Origin of the sequence: Pseudanabaena sp. UWO311, assembly GCF_006937785.1 — a bacterium.
GTDB lineage: Bacteria > Cyanobacteriota > Cyanobacteriia > Pseudanabaenales > Pseudanabaenaceae > Pseudanabaena.
On the sequence record NZ_SJEE01000031.1, the window covers coordinates 32,643 to 56,234 of the forward strand.

22 protein-coding genes are annotated in these 23,592 nt (G+C 43.5%); 11 read left to right on the forward strand and 11 right to left on the reverse strand.

The annotated features are described in order from the left end of the window. Positions 1-152 precede the first annotated feature (152 nt). From dprA to PseudUWO311_RS19125, 4 genes are all read right to left on the reverse strand, one after another. Entirely contained in the window at positions 153-1,265 is a 1,113-nt protein-coding gene (gene dprA, locus PseudUWO311_RS19110; protein ID WP_142656817.1) for a DNA-processing protein DprA, read from the reverse strand. 72 nt (positions 1,266-1,337) lie between these two features. Further along, positions 1,338-1,898 (reverse strand): adenylate kinase family protein, encoded by a 561-nt coding sequence (locus PseudUWO311_RS19115; protein WP_142656818.1) that lies wholly within the window; start codon positions 1,896-1,898, stop codon positions 1,338-1,340. Positions 1,899-1,902: 4 nt separating this feature from the next. Beyond that, complete coding sequence (locus PseudUWO311_RS19120; protein ID WP_142656819.1) at positions 1,903-3,153, reverse strand: SufS family cysteine desulfurase; 1,251 nt, start codon at positions 3,151-3,153, stop codon at positions 1,903-1,905. A gap of 96 nt (positions 3,154-3,249) precedes the next feature. Continuing rightward, positions 3,250-5,475, reverse strand: coding sequence for a serine/threonine-protein kinase (locus PseudUWO311_RS19125; protein WP_142656820.1), 2,226 nt, complete (start codon positions 5,473-5,475; stop codon positions 3,250-3,252). Between the two features lie 153 nt (positions 5,476-5,628). On the opposite strand from PseudUWO311_RS19125, the gene PseudUWO311_RS19130 reads away from it, so the two are divergent. The 6 genes from PseudUWO311_RS19130 to PseudUWO311_RS19155 all read left to right on the forward strand — a co-directional run bounded on the left by PseudUWO311_RS19130 (position 5,629) and on the right by PseudUWO311_RS19155 (position 10,396). Beyond that, positions 5,629-6,057, forward strand: a complete 429-nt coding sequence (locus PseudUWO311_RS19130) for a BlaI/MecI/CopY family transcriptional regulator (protein ID WP_103670329.1) — start codon at positions 5,629-5,631, stop codon at positions 6,055-6,057. Positions 6,058-6,061: 4 nt separating this feature from the next. Continuing rightward, positions 6,062-6,946, forward strand: coding sequence for a M56 family metallopeptidase (locus tag PseudUWO311_RS19135; RefSeq protein WP_223807639.1), 885 nt, complete (start codon positions 6,062-6,064; stop codon positions 6,944-6,946). A gap of 467 nt (positions 6,947-7,413) precedes the next feature. Beyond that, on the forward strand, positions 7,414-8,535 hold the full coding sequence (locus PseudUWO311_RS19140; protein WP_142656821.1) for a J domain-containing protein: 1,122 nt from the start codon (positions 7,414-7,416) through the stop codon (positions 8,533-8,535). Positions 8,536-8,688: 153 nt separating this feature from the next. After that, a complete protein-coding gene (locus PseudUWO311_RS19145; RefSeq protein ID WP_223807640.1) occupies positions 8,689-8,898 on the forward strand; it encodes an NAD(P)H dehydrogenase subunit NdhS in 210 nt (69 codons plus the stop codon). 2 nt (positions 8,899-8,900) lie between these two features. Beyond that, the gene (locus PseudUWO311_RS19150) at positions 8,901-9,461 is read left to right on the forward strand and encodes an OmpA family protein (protein ID WP_142656822.1); all 561 of its coding nucleotides are present in this window, start codon (positions 8,901-8,903) and stop codon (positions 9,459-9,461) included. 2 nt (positions 9,462-9,463) lie between these two features. After that, the gene (locus PseudUWO311_RS19155; RefSeq protein ID WP_142656823.1) at positions 9,464-10,396 is read left to right on the forward strand and encodes a ribonuclease Z; all 933 of its coding nucleotides are present in this window, start codon (positions 9,464-9,466) and stop codon (positions 10,394-10,396) included. 135 nt (positions 10,397-10,531) lie between these two features. Here the strand turns inward: PseudUWO311_RS19155 and PseudUWO311_RS19160 are convergent, their stop codons facing one another. Continuing rightward, entirely contained in the window at positions 10,532-11,410 is an 879-nt protein-coding gene (locus tag PseudUWO311_RS19160) for an Rpn family recombination-promoting nuclease/putative transposase (protein ID WP_142656824.1), read from the reverse strand. 112 nt (positions 11,411-11,522) lie between these two features. Next, positions 11,523-12,350 carry a 16S rRNA (adenine(1518)-N(6)/adenine(1519)-N(6))-dimethyltransferase RsmA gene (rsmA, locus tag PseudUWO311_RS19165; RefSeq protein ID WP_142656825.1) on the reverse strand — a complete coding sequence of 276 codons (828 nt, stop codon included), beginning with the start codon at positions 12,348-12,350 and terminating at the stop codon, positions 11,523-11,525. A gap of 133 nt (positions 12,351-12,483) precedes the next feature. Between rsmA and PseudUWO311_RS19170 the strand changes: the two genes are divergently transcribed. The 5 genes from PseudUWO311_RS19170 (at position 12,484) to PseudUWO311_RS19190 (ending at position 16,085) form a co-directional block, all read left to right on the forward strand. Then, positions 12,484-13,074 carry a GNAT family N-acetyltransferase gene (locus PseudUWO311_RS19170; RefSeq protein ID WP_142656826.1) on the forward strand — a complete coding sequence of 197 codons (591 nt, stop codon included), beginning with the start codon at positions 12,484-12,486 and terminating at the stop codon, positions 13,072-13,074. Positions 13,075-13,205: 131 nt separating this feature from the next. Further along, the gene (gene rsfS, locus PseudUWO311_RS19175) at positions 13,206-13,655 is read left to right on the forward strand and encodes a ribosome silencing factor (RefSeq protein ID WP_142656827.1); all 450 of its coding nucleotides are present in this window, start codon (positions 13,206-13,208) and stop codon (positions 13,653-13,655) included. Positions 13,656-13,772: 117 nt separating this feature from the next. Further along, positions 13,773-13,997: a ferredoxin-thioredoxin reductase variable chain gene (locus tag PseudUWO311_RS19180; protein WP_103667102.1), complete on the forward strand. Its 225-nt coding sequence runs from the start codon at positions 13,773-13,775 to the stop codon at positions 13,995-13,997. Between the two features lie 87 nt (positions 13,998-14,084). Further along, positions 14,085-15,119, forward strand: a complete 1,035-nt coding sequence (locus PseudUWO311_RS19185) for an SPFH domain-containing protein (protein WP_142656828.1) — start codon at positions 14,085-14,087, stop codon at positions 15,117-15,119. Between the two features lie 75 nt (positions 15,120-15,194). After that, positions 15,195-16,085 (forward strand): DKNYY domain-containing protein, encoded by an 891-nt coding sequence (locus PseudUWO311_RS19190; RefSeq protein WP_142656829.1) that lies wholly within the window; start codon positions 15,195-15,197, stop codon positions 16,083-16,085. A gap of 144 nt (positions 16,086-16,229) precedes the next feature. Here PseudUWO311_RS19190 and adhE read toward each other — a convergent pair whose 3' ends face one another. The 5 genes from adhE to PseudUWO311_RS19215 form a co-directional block, all read right to left on the reverse strand. Next, positions 16,230-18,854 carry a bifunctional acetaldehyde-CoA/alcohol dehydrogenase gene (gene adhE / locus PseudUWO311_RS19195; protein ID WP_190303569.1) on the reverse strand — a complete coding sequence of 875 codons (2,625 nt, stop codon included), beginning with the start codon at positions 18,852-18,854 and terminating at the stop codon, positions 16,230-16,232. A 215-nt stretch (positions 18,855-19,069) separates the two neighbouring features. Further along, a complete protein-coding gene (locus tag PseudUWO311_RS19200; RefSeq protein WP_142656831.1) occupies positions 19,070-19,504 on the reverse strand; it encodes a hypothetical protein in 435 nt (144 codons plus the stop codon). A 43-nt stretch (positions 19,505-19,547) separates the two neighbouring features. Beyond that, positions 19,548-20,288 carry a pyruvate formate-lyase-activating protein gene (gene pflA, locus PseudUWO311_RS19205; protein ID WP_142656843.1) on the reverse strand — a complete coding sequence of 247 codons (741 nt, stop codon included), beginning with the start codon at positions 20,286-20,288 and terminating at the stop codon, positions 19,548-19,550. Between the two features lie 54 nt (positions 20,289-20,342). Next, positions 20,343-22,571 (reverse strand): formate C-acetyltransferase, encoded by a 2,229-nt coding sequence (gene pflB, locus PseudUWO311_RS19210; RefSeq protein ID WP_142656832.1) that lies wholly within the window; start codon positions 22,569-22,571, stop codon positions 20,343-20,345. Between the two features lie 291 nt (positions 22,572-22,862). Continuing rightward, positions 22,863-23,393 (reverse strand): hypothetical protein, encoded by a 531-nt coding sequence (locus tag PseudUWO311_RS19215; RefSeq protein WP_142656833.1) that lies wholly within the window; start codon positions 23,391-23,393, stop codon positions 22,863-22,865. Positions 23,394-23,592 lie beyond the last annotated feature (199 nt).

Here is a 23,592-nt window from a genome sequence, read left to right on the forward strand (position 1 = left end):
CAAGATAGATGAATTCGCTAGATGCAAATAACTGAGCAAAGCAGTTCTATTGCCGCAACGGCAAAAGAAACCCGCCATATTCAGTCCTCTGAAGAGGACTTTAGCTCTTAGCCTGCACTTGAGTGCAAGGCATCCGTCCAAGGCTTCCACGGTTACACCAAACGTTGATATCGCATTCCAGGATATGGCGCGATCGCACCGACAAGCTCCAAATATGTCAAAGCCCCCAACACCTCACCCGAAGGAATTTTGGTTTGTTCCACAATCCAATCTAAACCAACGGGATCGCCAAACCCGATTGCTTGGAGAATATTTTGTTGCAAGACTGGCAATTCCGAAATAGCGATCGCAGGTGCAGGTTTATCTAAATTCGGCAACATTCCCAAAGATTCTAACAGCTCATCCACACCTAAAATTGCCTGTGCACCTTTACCCAAAAGATTCAGGCAGCCCTTTGCTTCACTCACTTCGAGGGAATTTGGCAAGGCATAGACATCGCGCCCATATTCATTCGCCTGATAGGCGGTGATTAAGGCTCCCGATCGCTCTGGTGCTTCCATTACTAATGTCACGCGGCTAAGTCCTGCAATAATTCGATTACGGGCTGGGAAATGAGTTTTGTCGGGTGGAGTTCCTTGGGGATATTCACTTACCACTAAGCCTGAAGACACAATCTGCTCGTACAGTGACTTGTGTTTATAAGGATAAATGCGATCGACTCCTGTCCCCACTACGGCAACAGTTTGACCACCAACTTCTAAGCAAGCTTTGTGTGCTTCACCGTCGATACCTTCTGCCATACCAGAGATAATCGTAAATCCACGACTCGCTAACGCCGAGACTAATTTCTTTGTCCAGCGTCTTCCATATGGTGTGGCGTTGCGCGTCCCCACGATCGCAACGGTGTTCCGCTCATTCCAATTAGTCAGATGTCCTCGATAATACAAAATTGGTGGTGGATCAGGAATCTCCCAAAGTAGCTGCGGATATTCGCGATCGCTTGGAGTCCAGAAGTTAAGATTGTTATGTTCATGTACTGCCAATAGAGCCACAGGTTCTACTTCGCGCTGCGCTTGACGAATTGCTTCGAGGGTCTGACCACCAATACCTTCGACGGCTTGTAAATCACTCGATATCGCATTCCAAGCCTCAGACATGGAGCCGCCAAAGGCTTGATAAAGTCGCTTCATCAATACTGGCCCAATACCACGTATTTGTGACCATGCTAACCAATAGGCTCTTTCCGTATTTGGGCTAAGGCTCATGAATTCTGTTGTGTTAAGTACTCAAAATAAATTTCTCAAACTTATAGGATTGTGCCTCACAGGGGCACAATCCTATAAGTTTGAGTTTATGCCACGCTCTAAGTGAGCACTGACCGTGGCTACATCTAACTCACTATCGATAGTTAGTAATTTCTGCTTATAGCCGTAATATTCCAATAAAGGTATGGTCAAATCCAAAAACTGCTCAATCCGTTTCTGAATTACCTCAATCGTGTCATCGGAGCCACCACGAGATCGCGATCGCTGCATCAATGTCTCTTCAGAAGCTTGTAAATAAATTGCATGGTCAAGAGGACAGCCTAACTCATCCAATAGAAAATCTAGCTCCTCGGCTTGAAAAGAAGTACGGGGATAGCCCTCTAAAATCCATCCCTGTTGAGCATCTTCCATCTCAAGCCGCAATCGCATCAGATCAATCATCAGCATGTCAGGAACAAATTCACCAGCATCGATGAATTTTTTTACTTCCATACCTAAATCTGTTGCTGTTGCCATCTCCAAACGCAAAATTTCGCTAGTTGAGATTACAGGAATATTGAGCAAAGATTGTAGATGTAAAGCTTGGGTAGTACGTCCTGAGCCCGATGCGCCTAATAGAATAATTCTTGCCATAGGTCTATGCCATCACATTCTTAAAAAAGGCGATCGCATCTTTGAGGGAATCGACAAAGGTATCGATTTCGGCTTTGGTATTATAGAAATAGACACTGGCTCTTGCCGTGCCACTAATTCCTAAAAAGCGATGTAATGGCTGAGTGCAGTGGTGTCCTGAACGAATGGCAATACCCTCTTGATCGAGCATTGCCGATAGGTCATTGGCATGAATCCCATGGGCGATCGTGAAGGATGCCAAACCTGCGCGATGATGTCTTGGTCCATAAACTTTGATGTCAGGAATCTCGTCGAGATAATCCATCAAGTACTCTATTAATTCCTGTTCGTAAGCATGGATTTTATCCATCCCGATCGCAGTCAAGTAATCCACTGCGGCCCCGAGCGCGATCGCCTCGCCAATCGCAGGAGTTCCAGCTTCAAATTTGTGAGGTAATCCAGCATAAGTAGAACGATCCAGAAAGACATCCGCAATCATTTCGCCGCCGCCCATAAACGGAGGCATTTCTAGTAATATGTCACGCTTACCATAGAGAAATCCAATTCCCGTCGGCGCACACATCTTATGCCCAGAAGCCACTAACCAATCGCAATCGAGTGCCTGCACATCAATGGGCATATGTGGCACGCTCTGACAAGCATCTAGCAATACCTTCGCACCTTGAGCGTGGGCTAAGGGAATCATTTCCTCTACTGGATTCACACAGCCAAGGGTATTGGAAACATGGACGATTGACACCAGTTTGGTTTTAGGGTTAAGCAAAGATTTAAACCGATCTAAGCTCAATTCTCCTAAGATTGTTGGTTCTAGAAATTTGAGAACTGCACCTGTACGCTGAGCGATCAACTGCCAAGGCACAATGTTACTGTGATGCTCCATGACTGAGAGAATTACTTCATCCCCTGCTTTCAGATTTGCCCATCCCCAAGTATAGGCAACAAGATTAATCGCTTCAGTGGCATTGCGGGTATAAATTATTTCCTGAGATGACTTTGCATTGACAAATTTAGCGATTTTGTCCCGCGCTCCTTCATAGGCATCGGTGGCTCTGGCGCTGAGGGTATGTGCGCCGCGATGCACGTTGGCGTTGTCATGCTCGTAATAATATTTCCAAGCTGCAATCACCGATTTTGGTTTCTGGGAACTAGCGGCATTATCAAAATAAATGAGGGGCTTACCATTGACCTCTTGATTCAAAATCTCAAAATCTGCTCTGACCCGATCTGCTAGGGTTTTTTCGTAGGTTAATGTCATGAGTCTTACATAATTGCTGTCGTAACTGTTATCTGCAATTTTAACAGTTCAAAACCCAAAAAGCATGAGATGGGGAGGTGCGCGGCTCTATGCTTTTTAGTTCGATAATTTCCAGACTTTGATCTTGCCGTCGAGACTGCCACTAATCAGCAGCTTTCGATCGGCACTAAATGCAATCGATGACACGCCGCGCTCGTGCTCTGATAAAACTTGAGGCGATCGCTTGCTCTTTAAAAACCAAATCCGAATTGTCTTATCAGCACTGCCGCTAGCCAATAAACTACCGTCATTACTAAAAGCGATTGTATGCACCTCACCAGTATGTCCCGTGAGCACATCCTTTAACTGCCCCATTTTTGCATCCCATAGACGCACAGTATTATCTTCCATCGCACTAGCGATCGCTTTACCGTCATTGCTATAAACAAGCGATCGCACAGGGCTACCACTTTCTACTAAGGTTTTGAGAACTTTTCCTGTCTCCACATTCCATAATCGAATTGCGCCATCTTCGCTACCACTTGCTAAAACTTTGCTATCGGGCGTGAATGAGACATCGTAGACCCAAGATTTTTCAGCTAATGTGCTGATTAGTTTGCCAGTTTCCGCATTCCATAGGCGAATTGTGCGATCGGCTCCAGAGCTAGCGATCAACTTGCTGTCAGGACTGAATATGGCAGTATATATGCGATCTTGATGCCCTTCTAACGTATTTAAGATTTTACCTGTAGCAACTTCCCAAATGATTATTTTGCGATCATCGCTGGCGCTGACTAACCGCTTGCCATCGGCACTAAAATTCACATCATAGACTCTTCCTGTATGACCTTTGAGAGTCTGTAGTTTTTTATTTGTTTGTAAGTCCCATAGCTCAATAATACGCTCTGAACTCGCTCCAGCCAAGATTTTGCTGTCGGGACTAATCGTAACTCCATAAATTACATCCTTCGCTTCGTTGATCGTAAATTCCTTTATTGCGGATGGAACTAAATTGGATGAGTTTGTTAACTGAGGGGGAGATTCTAGCAATCCAACTCTGTCGGGAGATTCGTTAAGAGTAGGTTGATTAATTGGTTTAGGCGGAGAGCCAACCGTGAGAATGATTGTGGTGATTGCGATCGCACCTAGAGTGATGATTCCTAAAGCCCAATGCCAAGGCTGAAAATATGACCAAATTCTTGGTTGAGGTGCTTCCTGATTTTGTTCAGAGTATTGATTTGATTCTTTCTTCTGGGCAGAATGACGATCAAGTATAGGAGGAGTATTGGGCTGACTAAGGTTTTTGGGGATTCTTTGCTTTGACTCGTCACCAATCAGTATGGTTGATAAGTTCTGATTTACATGGGAGACTGGATAGTGATCGACAAATTCTCGAATCGCCTCATAGGCTGCTTCAGCACTAGGATAGCGCTGTCGAAAATCAAACCGCACCATTTGTGAAAGAATATCTGCAAATTCAGGATAGACCTTAGGCGCGGAGGCACGCCATAGAATTTCTAAGTTGTCATCTTTAGCCAAATGACTGGGCGGAATGCCCGTCAGAGCTTGAATGCCAATCATACCGATCGCATAGATGTCACTAGCAAATTTTGGCTCACCATGAGCCTGTTCGCTAGGCATGTATCCTGGTGTACCAATTCCCACCGTGTAGCCATCGTCTGGTTGTCCAGCTAATAGAGCTGTGGGCGTAACGATTTGCTTAACAACTCCAAAATCAATCAAAAAAAGCTGTCCATCCAGACGACGAATAATATTTTCAGGTTTAATGTCGCGGTGAATCACATTGTTTTGATGGACAAAGCTGAGGACAACTAAGAGATTTTGTAATAGGTCTGCAACTGCAAATTGCTCCCAAATCTTGCCACGCGGCAGTTCGTGGCTAAGGTCTTTCCCATCAATATATTCTTGAACTAGATAAAATTCTGATAATTCTTCAAAGTGAGCAAATAGTTGTGGAATTTGAGGGTGGGTTCCCAGTCGATAGAGAACTTGAGCTTCAGTTTCAAAAAGTCGCCGCGATAGCTGCAAAACACTGGCTTCTTGAATATGTGGACTTAGCCTTTTGATGACTCTGGTGGGGCGATCGGGCAGGTGTAAGTCTCGTGAGAGATAGGTCTCCCCAAATCCACCACCACCCAGGCGTGATGTAACTTCGTAATGCCCACCGACTATTTGTCCAGTTGTCAGACTCATAAGTTGTTTTTTGTAGATGCCTTGGACTTGATTACAATATTGCCATAAGTATAAGTTGCTGTAAGCGTAGGACGGGTTAGCGATCGTGTAACTCATCATGGACAAATACATTGATACGTTACGTTTCACTAACGCATCCTACATTTAATTAATCTTTCCTACTTAACAAGTATGGCAAGATTGTTGTCAAAACATGCGTTTTATTGAGATCTAAAGCTTTGCCAACCAAAGCTTTAGATCTCAATAAAACGCTATAGTGATATCAAATAATGTGGCTTGACTATGACCCCGTTACCGAAATATCGACCGAAACAATTATCGCTAGGCCCGTTAGAGTCGGAAATCCTAAATATTATTTGGGATAGCACAAGGTTAGGTGCAACGGATATTCACGATCGCATCCTGTCTGATCCCGATCGCGAGTTAGCCTATGGCTCAGTGATGACTGTATTGCGGCGATTGGAGCAAAAAGGCTGGATTCATTGCGAAAAAGAGGGTCGTGCGCTCTATTGGCAAGCAAAAATTTCTCGCGAAGAAGCACAGGCATTAGAGGCGTATCACCAACTCAATCGCTTTTTAGAAGTGGGTGATGCGGATATTGTTGCGGCTTTTGCTAATGATCTCGATCACGCCAGTATGGACAAGCTTGAAGCGATCGCTGTCCGTCTCCAAAATATACGTCAATCGCGAGAACAATCACAGGAAGGTTAAGTCCATGCCCTTTTTCTCCATACATTTTGTGATGATATTTGGCTCGCTTTGCCTTGCTTGGGGATTGCGATATGGTTGGCAAAATGGTGGTAACGTTGCTCTCCCTAGGGGTTGGCAGATGCGTTGGCAGAAGGCGCTTGTATGCTTTGTCTTGCCGCCACTATTAGTAATCATGACCGCGATCGCAGTGCTCTGCATGGGATCTGAAGGGCAAATGATCGGCTTACAGGCAGGACGGCTTAGCTATGCGATCGCTTTAATATTTTTGATTTACAGTATTTTTCGCGTTGGGCAACTTGCCTTGAATGGCTGGCAGTCTTTACAAAAATTGCAAGCTCTTGTTGTCGATTCTCTGGATGTCAACCCAGTTAAGCAATCGATGCGACTGCTAAATATGCCAATGCTATTTGCTGCTCAAATTGGTTTTTGGCGATCGCATCTTTATGTCAGCCAAGGGTTGCTCGATAGCCTTGATGCCGATCATCTGGAAGCCGTGTTGTTGCATGAACGCGCTCATGCTCACTACCGCGATACATTTTGGTTTTTCTGGCTCGGGGCGCTCCGCCAAGTGATGCCTTGGCTCCCAAATACCCAAGCTTTATGGGAAGAGTTGCTGCTATTGCGCGAACTTCGTGCTGATCGTTGGGCTGCGCAATATGCAGATGGTTTGTTACTAGCGGAGTCATTACTGGCGATGGTCAGTAGCAATATGCATCCAACCCAAACTTTTGCGGCGGCTTTTGGAACGACAAATACTAGCGATCGCTTAGAAGAGCGGGTTAACTTTTTATTAGCCGAACCCGAACCTTTGCCTCAATTTTCTTGGCGATCGCTATTTTGGATTGGTTTTTCCCTATTACCACTAGCTGTATTGCCTTTGCACTATTAACTGACGTTGTACAGCTTTAGGTTTTCAGCGCCGTAAGCGCTGAAAACCTAAAAAATAGAATAGATAGATGTTATGGATTTTAATAGAAACAAAAGATGAATTGCGCCGCGATTCATCTTTTGTTTTTTATAGCTTTCGTCACGTTTGGTCAAAATTAAAACCCAACATAGAGTTACGGGGCTTCGCCCCGTAACTCTATGTCACCTCTAGCTTCTAGAAAAGAAAAAGCAGAAAGAAAGATCGTTTATTAAATGATTAAAATAGAGAATATATAATGCATCAACTCTATTTTTTGATTTTGTTGGTATAATACCAATTTTTAAAATGGCACTGCCATTTTAAAAAACGAAACCAGTGAGGGTTTTGTTTTTTAATTATCGAGAATATAGTCATACTTTTGATAATTGATATAACTATTTAGATAAATTCGATCGCCACCATCACCTATATGGGCAAAGCGAACTAACATGAATCAGCCCAAGGAGCCAAAACTCCAGTTTATCCGTATTGATCGAGGTATTAGTCAGTTTAATCATGACTATTACGCTGCCTTGGGCTTGCCAATCACCAGCAGTCCCTTTTACATTCGCCATGTTTATTTGAGCATTGCTCGTATATTGCACCCTGATGTTTATGGCTTTTCAGATGAAGAAAAAGAAATTGCTACGCAATATCTAGCAAAACTGGTTAACCCAGCCTATAACGTGCTGATGAGAGAGGAAGAGCGTAGAGCTTATCAAGGGATATTTAAGCTGCTTGCCAAGCGTTTAATGCAAAAATCGCGCAATGTGCAAATTCATTCCAAGATCGCCTGTGAGTTGATGATGACTCCTAATGATGGTCTGTACGAGCGCTCAGTTGCCGCGATCGCGAATGTGCAGTATCAGTCGATCAAAACTATTCTGGAATATACAGCCCAAATCAGTGAACTAAATCTGGTTTACATTCTCTATAAAGAAGGCTACCAATATGGTGCAGAAAACATGCCGCCCGTCCTTATGCCCATGTCACCCACCAAAAGCCCTCAACCTTATTCAGCAAACTATCCCACTCCACCCCAAAAAACTAGTTACGCATCCCCACCCCTTCAATACTCGATTTATCAGCCTTCTAGTAATCGTAAACCCGACTCCGATGAAACTATAATTCAAACCAGAATTGAGGAGCGTGATGCTGGAGCAATTGGCGATCGCTTGAAAATTTGTGAAATCTATATAAGTCAAGGCGATTGGAAATCAGCACTCAAGGATTTGCGCGAGATCCTCCAACTGGATAAGAACAATAGTAAATGTCATGCCATGCTCGGTGTGGTTTATAAAAATATCAATCAGCCACAAATGGCAAAAGTTAGCTTTCAGCGATCGCTGCAGATTAATCCCAAAGAGCCCCTAGCGCTAAAGCATATCAACGATATTAGTAAACCAGTTCCTAGCCAGACGAATACTAGTACAACTAAAAACAATAGTAAAAGCGAGACAAATCCTGCAACTACAAAAAAAGCAGCTCTGCCACCACCACAAAAACGTGGCTGGCTATCCAATCTGCTCGGATGGGCTTCACCTGATAATCAAGATGATTCGAAGCGCTAAAGCTAAAGAAATACCTAGGGATGAAAGGCGGCGCGGAGCGCCACCTTTCATCCCTAGGTCAAAAAATTCGAGTGTTGGTCGAAATACTCAGAGCGGCAGCAAAAGATATAGAATGAACCTAGTTAAACCCATAGTAAGGAGTTTTGAGAGAATATGCAGCCAATCATTTTTCCAGGTTCTGCGGTGCGGGTTGTCAACGAAGGTGACACCTATTTCGGATTTCAAGGACAGGTACAACGGGTAACCGATGAGCGTGTTGCTGTAATTTTTGGTGGTGGTAACTGGGAAAAGATAGTGTCTTTTCGAGCAACGGAGTTAGAACTGATCGATACGACTGTTAGCTCTAAAGCAAAGAAGAAATAATCGTGGCAAATTTACCGACTCCTGACAAGTCATTAGGTAAATCTTCGGGTAAGCCGTCTGGTGACTTGAATCAAATGGGACGCTCTGCTGTCACCTTTTTGATTCGTAGCGCTGTTTTGGGCGTGAGTGCGATCGCTGGGCTGATTACTGGCTTAGCGATCGCATTCGTTCGTCCAGATTTAGTATGGCAACCTTCATTTAACTTTTTAAATTACAAAAAGCAGCAATTTACCCTCTCGGCAGACGCTTTGTTTGAGGCAAATAAAGCCAGCATTCGTCCAGAAAGTTTTCGCTTACTAGATGAAGTTGCAGCCCAATTGCCATTGGCAACAGGCAAAAGGGTACGGATTAATGGTCATATGGATGTAAGCAATGCGGGGGATGCGCTAACTCTGTCCTATTTACGAGCCTCAGCAGTTAGGGAATATTTGGCAAGACTGCGCGGCGAGCAAACCTATTATTGGATGGTAGTTGGCTATGGTGCTAGTCGTCCTTTGGCGAGCAGTGCTGGTGACAATAATAGTAAAGGTAACCGCCGCATCGAGATTTTTGTAGATGACTAAATATGCAAATCACCTTTCTTGGTACTAGTTCGGGCGTGCCTACACGCGGGCGCAATGTCTCCAGTGTGGCGGTACGACTACCTCAACGTGCCGAAGTTTGGTTGCTCGATTGTGGCGAGGCAACTCAGCACCAGTTGCTGCGAAGTGATGTCAAAATCAGTCAAATTACGAAAATTTTTGTTACGCACATGCATGGCGATCATATCTTTGGTTTGCCAGGATTGCTAGCAAGTTGTGGCATGGCAGGGAATGTAAGCCACATTGATATTTATGGGCCATCAGGTTTGGGAGACTATCTTGATGCTTGTTTGCGCTATAGCGAGACACGTCTCTCCTACTCGATTAAGGTGCATAAAGTCAAAGCGGGGTTAGTTTGTGAAGATTCAGAATTTTATATGATAGCGGCTCCTCTCAAACATAAGGTGACGGCGCATGGCTATCGTTTAGTAGAACGCGATCGCGCTGGCAAGTTTGATGTCGATAAAGCAATCAGCATGAATATTCCGTCAGGTCCAATTTTTGGTGAATTGAAGCAGGGTAAAACTATTACGCTTCCCGATGGACGCAAAATTAATGGGAAAGAATTTTGTGGCGCTCCTCAAATTGGACGGAAGATTGCCTATTGTACGGATACAATTTTTTGTGATAGTTCAGTAGAACTTGCTCAAAATGCTGATGTACTCATCCATGAGTCTACCTTTGCCCATCAAGATTCCGATATGGCTTTTCAGCGTTTGCATTCTACTAGTACTATGGCAGCACAGGTAGCACTATTGGCTAATGTGAAGCAATTAATCATGACCCATTTTAGTCCTCGCTATTCCCCAGGCAATCCCATTCTATTGGAAGATTTAGTTAATGAAGCAAGAATGATTTTTGCGAATACCATCCCTGCTTATGACTTCATGACCTATGAGATTCCTGTCTCTAATTGATGGCTGTTCAGGATACTTTATCGTTAGTGTTCTATGAGCTTGGTCACTCGCTCTTGGCTCCTAAAGAAATCTCTAAAAGTGTTGCTTTGCAACACTTTTAGAGATTTCTTGTTTCGGGATTGAGCACTGCATAAATTAAGGTTTTTCTAATCGCTTTGTTTTTGATGACTTCGGCATCTTGGATGGTTTCGTGGAAAGCTTTTGTAGTCTTTGAACTTGTTTTAGGGTTAGTCCCGTAAATTGGGCGACTAAGTCTATAGCAATGTTGGAACGCAGCATATTTAGGGCGATTTGATTTGATGCTTTTGCTAAACCATTAGCCTCACCTTCAGCTATACCTTCAGCTTTGCCTTCAGCTTTGCCTTCAGCTTTGCCTTCAGCTTTGCCTTCTAGCAGAATCTCTTGATAAATCACTGATTCTTTCATAATCTCGCTCCTCAAAAGTCTTTGGATGATTTCTTTATTCAGGGCTATACCTGATATTATAGCGGTCGATGCAGCTACGTTACTTTGTAACTGCTTATCTTTGATATTTTCAATTTGATTGGCAACCTGTCTTAAGGTTTCTGCGGGATCATTAGTTTTAGATAGGGTTGCAAAGGGGAAGAGTCCTTGATATTGCTGAAATATTTCTGTTGGTTGCTCCCATAGTCTAATGACGTTGAATTCATGGTTAAGCGTGCCAATATTAAATTTGTTTTCATGGACTAAAGGTGATTGGCTGGGGGTAAGATAGATGACGACTTGGTGGATTGGTTTGTCGGGGAATTTGCGATATAGCCGCAGTCGATAATCTGCCATACGGAATGGGATGTTTTTATTTGGCTCAGTCTGAAATTCAATGTGAAGGATAATTTCGGTTGATTCAAGAAATATTACTGAGTCGGCACGAATTGGCTCGACTGAGAGTTCGGAGGGTTCGAGTTTGGTTAGGGTAATGGCTTCGCCAAGTAGCCAACTGGCGAAGTCTGCGGAAAAGCTCTCTGCTAAAAACTTACAGATGTTATCGATCATGGCGGAATTTTATCATCTCAACGGCAAGCGATCGCCTAAATCATAATTTCCAAAAATTAACCTGCGATCGCTATTTTGGGGATGTGTCAGCGATAGCATCAAATTCCATTTGCTATGATTTTGACTTGATTACGGCTTCACTTAAGGCTACCCATTGAGAAACATCTAGATCCTCAGCTCTGACTTGTCCATTAATTCCCATGGATTCTAAAATGAGAACCAATTGATCGCGATCTATTTCCGAAATCAAATTGTTTCGCAACATCTTGCGCTTAGTCGCAAAACCGAGCGTGAGTAGCCGATCTAAAAACTTAGGATCGCTGGCGGCGTTAACAGGGGGACGGGGAATAATGCGGACAACAGCTGAGTTAACTTTGGGTGGTGGATAGAAAGCAGTAGCAGGAACATCACAAATAAACTGACATTCGGCAAGATATTGAATCTTGACGCTGAGCCCATTGTAGGCTTTGTGTCCAGCTTTTGCCGCTAAGCGATCGCCTATTTCTTTTTGAACAAGCAGTACAATTTGCTCAAATTGTTGGATTGGGTCTGAGAGAGTTCCCAATAACCTTTTAAGGATTTCGCCTGTAATGTTGTAGGGAATATTGGCGATCACCTTGTTGGTCTGGGGAGGAAGAGGAATATCGAGAATGCTCCCTTCGATCAATTGGAAATTCTTTTGATGCATCGTTTTACGAAGCTTTTCGCAAAGATCGCGATCAATTTCTACAGCAGTGAGCGACTCAACAAAGGGCAGAAGTAAACGAGTGAGATTACCAGTCCCTGGCCCAATTTCTAAAATGCGATCGTTTGGTTGCAATTGTCCTGCCCGTAAAATTTTATTCAGCACATCATCACTTCGTAACCAATGTTGTCCAAATTGTTTGCGGGGGCGAATAGTTTTGCTAGGCACATAGATGGGTTTATCGAGATTGGTCATTGCGATCGCACAAGTAGATCAAAATTTGTAAGGTTGTGTCAATTCGGGGCGCAACCTTACAAATTTTGGGTAATTTATTAGTGATAATAACTGAGATCGTTAAATTATTTTCGCTAAGCCGTTAGCGCTGAATGTGCCAAGCCCATCTTCTTCGTTTACCATTCGTCAAGCTAGCTCTAGAGATGTTGGTCATGTATCCGATATCTTGACTGAGAGCTTTTATCGGAATAGCGATTATCAATTAAATTCTTTACAGCGCATCTTTACGGATCTGGTATATCCACTTTTGCGCTATGGCATCATGCTCGATCTTAGTGGTCGGTTTGGTGACAAGACCCCCTGCTATGCCTGCCTTGTGGCTACCCATCCTGCCAATAAATTTCAAGCGATCGCTTCTCTAGAAATTTGTATGCGATATGTACCTATCAAGCCCTATCGTGAGTTTTGGCTAGGTCGCGAAATGCAGCAATATCCCTATGTTTTTAATTTGGCTGTGCATCCTCAATGGCGGCGGCGTGGTGTGGCAAAACAACTTTTATTAGCAGCAGAGCAAACGGTGAAAAAATGGGGTTTTTCACGACTCTATATACATGTTCTTGAAGACAATCACCCTGCTCGTCATCTGTACGATCGCATTGGCTACCGACTGCATAGCCAAGAAGGTATTGTAAATTATTGGTTAATGGGGCGGCCAAAGAAATTGTTATTACAAAAAAGATTTTAAACATTAAAGATTTTAAACATTTAGGGGCAGCGCTCCGCGCTGCCCCTAAATGTTTAAACAGCGCCAAACTTTGAGATCAAGTTACAATGTTAGTGTGCTGAAATAATTTATCAGGAGTACATCTGCCAACTATGACCATCGCAACCGATATCGATACCCCCACAGATCTCAAACTAAGTGAGAGAGAGCAAGACCAAAGCTATCAAATGGCACAAGCAGCAGCGATCGCTGCCGATGATCGCAAGGGAGAAAATATCGTTTTGCTAGCGATCGGTGAAGTGTCAAGTCTGGCTGAGTATTTTGTGATTGCTACAGGATTTTCTAAGGCACAAGTAAGAGCGATCGCTGGCATGGCTGAAGAAGAGATCTCTGAAAAGTTTGGGCGCAAGCCTAGAAATATTGCGGGTGAGCAAGACGGCACTTGGATTTTGCTCGATTACGGCGATGTGATTGTCCATGCCATGATGGCTCAAGAACGCGAATATTATGACCTAGAAGCGTTTTGGGGTCACGCACCAAAACTTGAAGTGTTTTTGCCAGACGAAGCAGAAAAAGATGAAGTTGTAACTGCTGCAATATAAACCCAAAAAACAAAAGCAACCCAAAGGGTTGCTTTTGTTTTTTGGGTTTTATAGCATTGGCTACAAAGACAAGCGATAATTGAAAAATCTCGTTTAAATTTGGATATATCAGAGTTTATGAAGATTGGCGATCGCGTTCGTGTCAAGACAGCATTAAGTGTTTTCCACCATCCTGAACACAAAGGTAAATCCTTTGACATTTCAGGACTGGAAGGCGAAATTGTCCGTGTGCATACGGAATGGAATGGTCGTCCGATCAGTCCGAACTATCCCTATGAGGTGAGATTTACACCTAAATTTGTAACCCATTTAGGCGATCACGAAATAGAATCAGTTGGTTAAGATCCCAATAAAATATAAAAGACTGGCTTAGCCAGTCTTTTATATTTTGATAGCATCTAAATAAATCGCTACCATTGGTTTGCATATATGGAAGCAACAATTTTCAGCATTGTTTTTGCTTTGTTAAGTGGCACTTATATCTATCGCTCCTTTCGGATCATTGAAGAAGGGCAAATTGCACTGGTTGAAAGATTTGGGAAGTATCAAAAGACGATGGAACCAGGCATCAACATTGTCCTGCCGTTTATAGATCGTGTCTCATTAATCAAAAGCGCCCGTGAGCAAGTGTTAGAACTAAAGCCTCAGCCTTGCATGACCTCTGATAATGTTAGCGTCAATGTCAGTGGCACGATGTATTGGCAAATTACTGATCTCCAAAAAGCTCGCTACAACATTGAAAATGTCGATCAGTCTTTGCAAATATCGCTGACAACCCAAATTCAAACCCAGATTGGACGCTGCGAACTGGATTTTATCATCGGTGGTCAAGAAGAAATTAATACCGAAATTTTAAAGGGAATTAGTAATGACACCCAAGATTGGGGAATCAACGTCTTGCGAGTCAGGCTTGGTGAGATTACGATCCCGAGTTCAGTTCTTCAGTCGATGGAAAAACAAAAGGCAGCCGAGATTGAGAAGAAAGCAATGATTTCGCTATCTGAAGGGATAAAGACTTCAGAAATAACTAAAGCGGAAGCTGAAGCTCGCTCTAATCGGGTGCTAGCAGAATCAGAGCGGCAAGTTCAGCTAGAACAGACAGAAGCGATGGCTCTGTCGATCGAGCGGATTGCCAATGCGATCGCAAAGCATCCTAATGGGAAGGAAGCGGTGCAGTATTTGTTAGCCCAAAAATATCTTGCCATGGGACAAGCGATCGGGGAAAGTCCTAGCAGTAAGGTTTTGTTTATGGACCCAGATTCCATCCCTGCGGCGATTCAAGCATTATTAGCCATGAACGATATCAAAATCACTGAAACAATGACAGAGAAGATCACTGAGGCGATCGCCAAACAACCCTATGGAGCAAGTGGCAATATTTCCCCAACGTTACGTAATTTACCTGAGCTTAAGCAATTTCCACCTCCATCGGATAGTGAGAAGGTTACTCCTAGTAGTAATTAATCTTAAGCTCCAAATAGCAGACTTGTGCATCGTCTGCGCTGGAAAATTCTCTGGAAAGCTCTCTGGAAAAGTCTGATGAACCTAAAACGAATCGCCCTCTATTTTTTGCCCGTAATTACCATTAGCCTCACAGGATGCTTCTTGTTTGGGTATGATTCGGGCGGTCATAAAATCGTGCCGCAAGCAACGGGCTATAGGATTTTTGAAAACAAAGTGTATTTTGATAACGGCGAGAAGGACGTGCTTCTTCCGCAAGCAAAAGCTGACAGCTTTCAGATTTTACAGCAGACGGGATGGGCTAAAGATGACAAGGGTGTGTTTTATCAGGGTGTACTCAAGCCCGAAGTAGATGCTTCCACATTTGAAGTGTTGGGCAACTATGCCCGTGATAAGCAGTATGTTTATGATAGTTTGGGGAATATTCTCCCCAATGCCTTGCCCGACTCCTTTAAAGTGATTTCTGGGCGGTATGCCAGCGATAAACAGCGGGTATATTCCTACGACGAAGTGCTTCCCAATGCCCTGCCCGACTCCTTTGAATTACTCCTCCCCGATGGAGATGCCCGTGACAAAAGGCAAGTCATTAGTAATGTGTATGCCCGTGACAAACAACAAGTATATTTTGATAACAAGGTACTATCTAATGCCTTACCCGAATCCTTTGAATTGCTTAACGTAGCAGGGACAGAAGGGTATGCCCGTGATAAACGACAAGTCTATTTCAATGGTACTGCGCTCACCAATGTTCAGTACAAATCGTTTGAATTGCTTGGCATGGGTTATACCCGTGATAGACAACAAGTGTATTACGTTCCTTCCGTCACTAGCTATGGTGACTTACCCATAGTAGTTGTCGGTGCCGATGCTGAGACCTTTCAGGTTCTCAAACGTTTTGGGCTAGGTCAAGATAAGAATAACTGCTACCAATATGGCAAAGTGGCTGATTTAGCCGAATGTAAGCAATAAACTCCCATATAAGTCGGCGTGTGACGACCTCAGCGTCGGGTTTACCTTCAACCTTTTCGATCGCCTCCCCCATTAGTGAGTAATACCAATTCACAAAAGTGTGACAACACTTTTGGAAACTAAAAAGCCAGCCTAGTAATAGTTTTAAATGCTCAAAATGGCAGCGCCATTTTGAGCATTGGTGTAATAGGCTTGCAGCATTAGCTGCTTAAGATCAGCGATCAAGGGATAGCGAGGATTTGCACCAGTACATTGATCGTCAAAGGCTTGATCTGCCATGTCTTCCACATGTGCAATGAAGAATTCTTCACCAATACCTTGTTCCAAAAGAGCGTCCTTAATTGTGTCAGGAATATCTACTTGACGTTTGAGATCTTCTACAGCAGCAATCAATAGCTCAACTTTTTCGTCATCTGTTTCACCCCCTAAATGCAGATAGTTCGCAATTTGGGCATAGCGCCATTTGCTATTTGGGTATTTATTTTGTGAGAAAATCGCTTGTTTAAAGGGAACATCCGTCGCATTGTAACGAATGACATGGGAGATCATCAGCGCATTGGCTAGCCCGTGAGCAAGATGGCAAGTACCACCTAACTGATGAGCAATCGAGTGACAGACTCCTAAGAATGCATTGGCAAAAGCCATCCCTGCGATCGTGGCGGCATAATGGACTTTTTCTCGCGCTTTGGGATCTTTTGCACCATTTTTGTAAGCGCTAGGCAAATACTTGAATAACAACCGAATTGCCTCTAAAGCTAATCCATTTGTATATTCTGAAGCAAGGACAGAAACATAAGCCTCGATCGCATGGGTGAGTGCATCAATACCGCCATAGGCAGTAAGCCGTTTCGGCATATTGAGCGTCAGTTCAGGATCGACGATCGCCATATTCGGAGTCAAAGCATAATCGGCAAGCGGATACTTGATATGCGATTTTTCATCCGTGACCACCGCAAAAGGAGTGACTTCCGATCCAGTTCCAGATGTCGTGGGAACTGCCACCATAATCGCTTTTGCGCCAAGAGGAGGCAACTCGTAAACACGTTTACGAATATCCATGAATCGCATTGCTAAGCCTTCAAACTCAATGTCAGGATGTTCATACATCAGCCACATGATTTTGGCAGCATCCATTGGCGATCCGCCTCCAAAGGCGATAATCACATCGGGGTGAAAGCTGTTGCAGATTTCTAAGCCTTTACGAACCGTTGCTAAAGATGGATCGGGTTCTACATCATAGAAGGTGTAATGAGCAAGTCCGATTTCTTCTAAACTATCAGTAACCTCCTTGGTTAAACCTAGTTCAAACAAAGGGCGATCGGTGACAATCAATGCGCGTTTTCGACCCGCTAGATCTCGCAGTGCGACAGGTAAGCACCCAGATTTGAAATAAATCTTTGGTGGGATGCGAAACCACAGCATGTTCTCCCGACGTTCAGCCGCAGTTTTAATATTTAACAAATGCTGTGGGGTAACGTTTGCTGATACCGAATTGCCACCCCAACTACCGCAACCAAGGGTTAATGAAGGATCAAGACGGAAGTTATAGAGATCGCCGATCGCACCCTGCGAAGATGGTGTATTAATCAACATCCGCGAAGTTTCTAGTTTGCTCTCAAAATAGCGAATATGGTCTTGATTGTTGGCTGCGGTATAAAGTACCGAAGTATGTCCATGCCCTCCAAATAAGACCAACTCTTCAGCTATATCGACAGCATCATGGAAATCCTTGGCGCGATACATAGCAAGGATTGGTGAAAGTTTCTCATAGGCAAAGGGTTCGTCCTTAGAAATTGCTTCCACTTCACCGATTAAAACTCTGGTATTTTCTGGTATTCCAAAACCTGCAACTTCGGCAATCTTAATCACCGATTGCCCGACTATCTCCGCATTCAGCCTGCCATCTTTTAAAATTACCTGACGAATCTGGTCGCGTTCTGCTTCATTAAGGAAATATGCACCACGCTTAATAAATTCTTCCCTCACCGCTTCGTAAACAGCCGATACCACTACTACCGACTGCTCGGAAGCGCAAATCGTACCATTGTCAAAAGTCTTACTGAGAATAATCGAACTGACCGCCATTTGCATATGTGCGGTTTCATCAATGATTGCAGGCGTATTGCCAGCGCCCACACCAATCGAAGGATGCCCTGAAGAATAGGCTGCTTTGACCATTCCAGGCCCGCCCGTTGCCAAGATCAGCTTGATGTTCGGATTTTGCATCAAAGCTTGAGAAAGCGGCACAGTTGGTTCATCGATCCAACCAATGATGTCAGGAGGAGCGCCAGCAACTACAGCAGCATCTAGTACAATTTTTGCCGCAGCGATCGTGCAGTCTTTGGCATGGGGATGGGGAGAAAAGATAATCCCATTTCTAGTTTTCAAGGCAATTAAAGACTTGAAAATTGTCGTAGAAGTAGGATTAGTAACAGGTACGATTCCTGCAAGCAGTCCTACAGGTTCGGCAATGCGTTCATAGCCAAAATGCTTGTCAGATTCAATTACACCGCAAGTTTTATCATTTTTATACTTGTTATAAATCATCTCAGACGCAAAGTGATTTTTGATCGCTTTATCTTCGATTACGCCCATACCCGATTCTTTAACTGCTGCTTTTGCTAAAGGAATTCGTGCCGCATTGGCCGCCAAAGCAGCCTGTTTAAATATGTGATCAACCTGCTCTTGGGTATATGTAGCGTATTCAGCTTGAGCCACTTTCACCCTTTGAATCAACAATTCCAATTCTTCAATATTCGTGACTTTCATATTCAATCCTCTTGATACTTATATTTTTTGTTGTGAATAACTGATGTTATGTGTAACACTGATGATGAATCTCTAGCTGCTAGCGTGACAGGGCAACCATGGTGGGATTGCCACTACCTGAAACAATTTATGTTCTGTAGGGGCTGTGCCCCCGTGCCAGCCCCAGACCTATGCTATGACAGGAATTCCTTCCACGTAACATCAGAGAATAAAGCTCATGTATGAATTGGCAAAGAATGCTGACGCTTTCTATCTTGCATCCATTGATAAGAAGCTATATTAATTAAAAGACCAATCACTAATAGAATTGCCATAAGCGCGATCTGATACCAAGCGATTGGCTTTACCATTAGATCTGCAATTAGATGCGATAAATTTAGCAGCGTGTAAAGTAACGTAAACCAAAAGTGCATAATCCTATATGGTCTTGTATCTGTTAGAACAGTACCGACAATTGCAGCCATTGGCAGCACGAAAAAGCTGAGCATCAACCACATAATTGGAGCAATCTCAGTCATATTCTGTGATTGAGATACGACGATATTCAGTCCATGGAACAATGGCATCAATCCTAATTGGGTATGGAAGAGCAACCCCAGTAGAAAAACAATCCAAAGAGAAATGATTTTTTCTTGATATTTATGTAGCATAACCTTTTGCCTCCTAGAAATTTTGATTAACGGAAAAAAGTTGTTAAATTCCGATCGCACCAAGTGCATTGATTCCGCGATCGCGAAATATCTCGACTGTTTGCCTTACTAGTTCTGGGGATGCTGGTGGTGTGTCTTTAAGGGAGTAAGGTAAGCCCAACTGTTCCCACTTATATTCTCCCATTTTATGAAATGGGAGAACCTCCAATCTCTCGACATTTTTTAAGGTGGCAATAAAATCAGCAAGTTGATTGATATTATCCTTGTTATCGGTAAGATGTGGTACTAGCACGAATCTAATCCAGACAGGCTTGCCAATATCGCTGAGATATCTTGCCATCGATAGAGTTGGTTCGATGGAAACATTAGTGACTTTGTAATAAAGTTCAGGGATGTAGGATTTGATATCAAGAAGAACCAAGTCTGTTTCTTCGAGTACTGGTTTGGCAACTTCTAAAGCGCAGTAGCCAGAGGTATCAAGAGCAGTATGTAAGCCGATTTGATGACAACGAGCAAATATTTCTTGCGTAAATTCTGGCTGCATCAATGGTTCTCCACCACTTACGGTGACCCCTCCTTTGCGAATATAGGATTTACATTTACTAATCTCATCGATCAGATAATCAACGGTAACTTCCTTGCCGTCATGGGCGTTGCGACAGTCGGGATTATGACAATATAGGCAACGTAGGGGACAGCCCTGAGTGAAGACTATAAACCTGATTCCCGGCCCATCAACAGTGCCAAAAGTTTCGATTGAATGAATGCGTCCAATTCCAGACATCATATCTCCTCTTGATTTTTTTAAAAAGTGCTGCGAAGCAGCACTTTTTAAAAGCTATACCCGTTCGTGGAACGTGCGCTTAATTACATCCATTTGCTGCTCACGGGTGAGCTTAATGAAGTTTACAGCATAGCCCGAAACCCGAATTGTTAGCTGAGGATAGTTTTCGGGATGTTCCATTGCATCTAGGAGAGTATTGCGATCAAGCGCGTTCACGTTAATGTGATGACCGCCATCATGAAAATAGCCATCTAACAGATTAACTAGATTATTAGTGCGATCGCTTTCCTGTCTACCCAATGCTGTAGGCACAATCGAGAAAGTGTTAGAAATACCATCCTGACAATCGCCATAGGGGAGTTTGGCAACTGATGAAAGCGACGCGATCGCTCCACAACAGTCTCGTCCATGCATAGGATTAGCACCTGGAGCAAATGGTTCACCTGCTCTACGTCCATCGGGAGTATTTCCAGTTTTCTTCCCATAGACAACATTGGAAGTAATTGTCAGAACTGATTGAGTAGGCACTGCATGGCGATAGGTGGGATGCTTGCGGATTTCATTCATAAATCTTGCTACGAGGTCAACAGCAATGCTATCTACAAGATCGTCATTGTTGCCATACTTGGGATATTCGCCCTCAGTGACATAATCCACAGCCAAGCCCTGCTCATTGCGAATCACTTTCACCTTAGAGTACTTAATTGCTGAAAGGGAATCCACCACTACGGACAAACCTGCGATCCCGCAAGCCATTGTCCGATAAACATCGCGATCGTGCAAAGCCATTTCGATGCGCTCGTAGCAATATTTGTCATGCATATAGTGAATGACATTGAGAGTGTTGATGTATGCCTTGGCAAGCCAGCCCATCATCTGCTGCAAACGCTCATTAACTTCTTGGTAATCGAGATATTCCGATGTGATCGGTGCAAAATTGGGTGCGACTTGATCTCCAGACTTCTCATCTTTACCGCCATTAATTGCATAGAGCAGAGTCTTGGCGAGATTTACCCTAGCGCCGAAGAACTGCATCTGTTTACCGATTCGCATTACCGATACACAACAGGCGATCGCATAGTCATCTCCATAAGTCGGACGCATCAGGTCATCATTCTCATACTGAATCGAACTGGTGTCGCTGGAAATCTTGGCACAGAACTGTTTGAAGTTATCGGGTAAATGTTCTGACCAAAGGACAGTTAGATTAGGCTCTGGAGCCGCACCAAGGTTAGAAAGTGTATGTAAGAAACGATAGCTAGTTTTGGTAACTAAAGTCCGACCATCGGCGCTCATGCCACCGATCGCTTCGGTTACCCATGTGGGATCGCCTGAGAATAGGGCATTGTAGTCAGGTGTGCGTAAAAATCGCACCATTCTCAACTTCATCACGAAATGGTCGATTAATTCTTGTAACTCGACTTCTGCGATCGCGCCATTCCGCAAATCTCTCTCGAAATATATGTCTAAAAACGTCGAAACTCGACCGAGAGACATCGCAGCCCCATTTTGTTCTTTGACTGCACCTAGATAACCAAAATAAAGCCACTGCACAGCTTCTTTTGCAGTCATTGCAGGATGACCGATATCTAAGCCATACTTTGCTGCCATTTCCTTTAGTTCAAGCAAAGCACGAATTTGCTCCGATAACTCCTCACGCAGACGAATGGTTTCTTCATCCATTACATCTAGTTCGAGAGATTCTTTCTGCGTCTTTTTATCGTCAATCAAGCGATCGACTCCATAAAGAGCCACGCGGCGATAATCACCAATGATGCGTCCGCGTCCATAGGCATCGGGCAACCCTGTAATGATCCCCGATTTTCTTGCTTTCCGCATCTCACTGGTATAAGCATCAAACACGCCATCGTTATGGGTTTTGCGATACTTAGTAAAAGTCTCTTCTGTTTGGGGATCAAGCTGATAGCCATAGGCTTCTAAGCCTGCCTTAACAACGCGAATACCGCCATAGGGCATAATTGCGCGTTTAAGGGGTTTATCAGTTTGCAAGCCGACAATTTGTTCTACTTCGCGATCAATATATCCTGCGTCATGCGCCGTAATCGATGTAGGTAGTTTTGTATCTACATCCAAAACACTCTTTTCCCGTTCTAGCTTCATTAGCTCAAGAACTTTCTGCCAAAGTTGCTGAGTTTTTGCGGTTGCGGCTGCTAAAAACTCAGCGTTTCCCTCATAGGGACTATAATTCTTTTGAATAAAATCTCTAACGTTGACTTCTCTAGTCCAACTGCCTTCTGTAAAGCCTTGCCATTCTATATACATAGCTTTAAACTCCATTTTTTTGAAAGATATAAGCTGTTTTTAATCTTCCAAATCTATTATAGATTTATCAATTCGTTCCCAAGATAATGCTGTTAATGTCATTACAAAAGTTAACTGCGCGATCGATTGATACCAATTCACGAAAGTGTGACAACACTTTCGCGAATTGAAACCCAAACCCAATAAGTTTTTTTAAATTAAGCTAACAAGAGTTGCGGCGCAAAGCGCCGCAACTCTTGTTAGCTTTTTGGTTTTATCTCTAAAAACAAGTTTTTTATGGAAGTGTGACAATTATTGCCAGTCACACAATTGTGATGGAGAAGTCATGAACGGTTGTGGATATTGATAAAAGCCATCAGTATTCAGTTTTGCATGACTAAATAAGATCCATTCAGTACGTCCACCCCGATCCATCGCAGTCCGAATGACCTTACCATCCTTAAGAGACAAATGTCCTTCTTCATCCCATTTAAATTCAGTCTTGGGAATACTAATCCATTGGCGACCACCCCAAGAGATTGCTAGCGCTTCGCCAGTTATGAGACTGCCATTCGTGAGCCCACGTACACAGATAAAATCATCCGAATGCGGATAGCCATAATATCCATCCACGCGATCGCCTGTTTTTGTAAAATTAAAACAAACCCCTGCACCATTGCGCCAATCACTGGGTTTTGGTTGACTACAAAGTTGATAGTTGCCATTTGCTAACGTGGCGATCGCATTTTGAGCATTAGCTTCATCACTAGAAAGTAATACACCAAAAGAGATGGCTACCAAAATTACGCCGCAGAGGTTAAGAAGATAGTTTCTGCGAAACATAATTGCATCGCCTCCTAAAGATTAGGAAGTTGCTTATATCTACAATTTTACGCTTTTTTCTATAGCAATTTCCGTTCAACCGAACCCGAATTAAAAAAGGGTCGCAGCGCGACCCTTTTTTAATTCGGGTTTCAGCGGTGAGCTCTGTAAATATGCGACAAATGGCGTAAACATTAATCGGAACTGTCCGATCGCGACT